Here is a 2,573-nt window from a genome sequence, read left to right on the forward strand (position 1 = left end):
CCCGCCAGCCCGCCTGGGGTCCCGCAGGCATTGGACTTGCCAGCAGATTTCCGCGTACTGGTGGCCGAGGACAACAGCATTTCGACCAAGGTGATACGCGGCATGCTCGGCAAGCTGAACCTGCAACCAGACACCGCCAGCAATGGTGAGGAAGCCCTGCAGGCCATGAAAGAAAGGCATTACGACCTGGTCTTGATGGACTGTGAAATGCCTGTGCTGGACGGTTTCTCGGCCACCCGGCAGCTGCGCGCCTGGGAAGCCGCCAACAAGCGCCAGCGCACCCCAGTGGTGGCGCTGACGGCGCATATTCTTGCCGAGCACAAGGAACGCGCGCGGCTGGCCGGCATGGACGGGCACATGGCCAAGCCGGTGGAGTTGTCGCAACTGCGCGAACTGATTCAGTACTGGGCCAGCCAGCGCGAAGCCGCGACCGACCCGGCGCACATTTCCTGACCTGCCGGCGCAGGCCCACCACAGCCCCAGCCCACGCCAACCGACTTTGCCAAGGACCCGCGCTCATGCTCCATGAGTTGTTCAGCGTCTACCTGAAAATGCTCGTGCTCTACAGCCCGTTCTTCGTGCTGTCGTGCTTCATCAGCCTGACCCGTGGCCACTCCAGCAAAGAACGCAAGCAACTGGCGTGGAAGGTAGCTTTTGCCGCGCTCATCGCCAGCGTGCTGCTGTACCTGTTCGGCCGGGCGATCTTCGGCATTTTCGGCATCACCGCTGACGCCTTCCGGATTGGCGCGGGCAGTGTGCTGTTCATTTCTGCGCTGGGCATGGCCCAAGGCAAGTCCGCGGTGCAGGCCGACAACGTGCAACAGGACGTCACCATCGTGCCGCTGACCATCCCGTTGACCGTCGGGCCCGGCACCATCGGCGCCCTGCTGGTAATGGGCGTCAGCCAACCGCACTGGGGCGACAAGTTGCTGGCAATCATCGGCATTGCCTTGGCCAGCTTCACCGTGGGTGTGGTGCTGTACCTGTCGCACCGCATCGAGCGCCTGCTCGGTGACCAGGGCTTGCAGATCGTCAGCCGGCTGATGGGCCTGTTCGTCTGCGCTCTGGCTGCACAGATCATCTTCACCGGCATCAAGGGCTACCTGGCACCTTAAAGGCCGTATTCGAGAATACGGTTCAACGAGGCTTGCACCACCCGCTCCTGCACTTTGCCCAAGAAGCTGTTCTCGAACGCCAGCACATTGAACCGCACCAGTTCCGCCCGCACCACCCGGTGGCTACGCTTGTGGCTGAGGAAGCCAGCCTTGAATGCCGCGTGGCTGTCGACCTCATGGTAAAGCACCATGTCGACCCGGCCAGCACCGGCGGGCGCACATGGCAGTAACTGGAAATGCTGGCGCTCGTATGCACACCGCTCCAGCTCACGCAGCACCGAGGGCTGCCTCAACAGTTTCCGGATGGAGAGCCCGGTTGCCGTTGCATAGCGCTCCCCCGCCTTGTCAGCGATGGTTTCCAGAACCTGATCGGTCTGTTTGGCACGGCGCGGGTCGGGGCTATGCGCCTGCTCGGGAGACACCGAGTCCCAGCCCATGAACTTGAGCTGGTTGCGGTAGTAGTCGAACCAGTTCTCGATCAAGCCCTCCCTGTAGGCTGTTTGCGTGGCCCGCTCGGCCATCGCCAGGGCCAGCTTCACCTTGCTCGCCTGGGCTGCGTCCATTCCTGGCAAGAACGACACGATACCGGCACCGATTACCGCAGGGGCAACGTTCGTCATGGTGTTGCCCCCACTACTGGCGCATAAGGGTCAAAGCGGTAGTCACCCCGGGCATTCCTGTCCTCCATCAGCGCCTGCAGTGCAGTGCGCTGGTGCTCGAAGCGCCCGTTATCCAGTGCCAGGGAAATACCATCGAACTCGGCTTCGCCCCTGAGTACCTGCTCGCTCAGCAGCACATTCAAGGGCACGGCAGAAATACGCTCGTCGACCTGCAGCGTGATGCTGCAAAGATCGAGGGTCGGCCCGGCCTTCAGCAGCCCCACCTCCACGACCAGTCTGGACCGCTGGCCCTGCTCCTGGGCGCTGAATTTCAGCAAATGGCCAACACCCTGGGCAGAGCGGCGCAGGCCTGCCCTTACCGTGGTCAGCAGGGCTTCGGGGCTGATCGCGCGCATTTTCAACCAGGCTTCCAGCGGCTGGAGCTGGGTGCTGCGAACGGGTTGCCCCAGCTGTTTGAGGTCGTGGGTGCTGGCCAGCTTGATCCAGCCCAATTGGCGAAATGCCTCGCGGTTGGCCGCGTACCAGGCGTCATACTGCTCGAAACGCGACCCGGCGTGCTTGTTGGCCACCAGCTGGGCGTACAGTATCGAGTCGAAAGCGGCCTGGCGCAGTATTTCGCCCGCCCTCTGCGGGTAAACCAACGCCGTGCCACCGATCAGCATCAGCTGCTCGGATGCTTTATCCATGTGTGTTGCCTCATTTCAAGGAGAGTCGAAAAGGCGGCATCGGCGAAATGCCGCCAGGCAATCAGATGTCGTACTGCAGAACGTTCTCGACGCTGCGCACGCCCAGTTTGTTTTCCACGGTTTCGCGCACTTTGTCGTAGACGAAGTTGTTG

3 protein-coding genes and 1 pseudogene are annotated in these 2,573 nt (G+C 62.3%); 2 read left to right on the forward strand and 2 right to left on the reverse strand.

The genetic code is table 11. The annotated features are described in order from the left end of the window. Window positions 1-453: pseudogene (locus tag G1E_RS19125) on the forward strand (response regulator); the annotation flags it as partial. 65 nt (window positions 454-518) lie between these two features. After that, complete coding sequence (locus G1E_RS19130) at window positions 519-1,115, forward strand: MarC family protein (RefSeq protein WP_009683262.1); 597 nt, start codon at window positions 519-521, stop codon at window positions 1,113-1,115. Here G1E_RS19130 and G1E_RS19135 read toward each other — a convergent pair. Both G1E_RS19135 and G1E_RS19140 read right to left on the reverse strand, forming a co-directional pair. Next, complete coding sequence (locus tag G1E_RS19135) at window positions 1,112-1,735, reverse strand: hypothetical protein (RefSeq protein ID WP_009683263.1); 624 nt, start codon at window positions 1,733-1,735, stop codon at window positions 1,112-1,114. The two genes, G1E_RS19130 and G1E_RS19135, sit on opposite strands and share 4 nt — an antisense overlap. Continuing rightward, window positions 1,732-2,421 carry a hypothetical protein gene (locus tag G1E_RS19140; protein WP_009683264.1) on the reverse strand — a complete coding sequence of 230 codons (690 nt, stop codon included), beginning with the start codon at window positions 2,419-2,421 and terminating at the stop codon, window positions 1,732-1,734. The genes G1E_RS19135 and G1E_RS19140 overlap by 4 nt, the downstream gene beginning before the upstream one ends. Window positions 2,422-2,573: the final 152 nt, after the last annotated feature.

Origin of the sequence: Pseudomonas sp. TJI-51 (assembly GCF_000190455.2) — a bacterium.
In the GTDB taxonomy this organism is placed as follows: domain Bacteria; phylum Pseudomonadota; class Gammaproteobacteria; order Pseudomonadales; family Pseudomonadaceae; genus Aquipseudomonas; species Aquipseudomonas juntendi.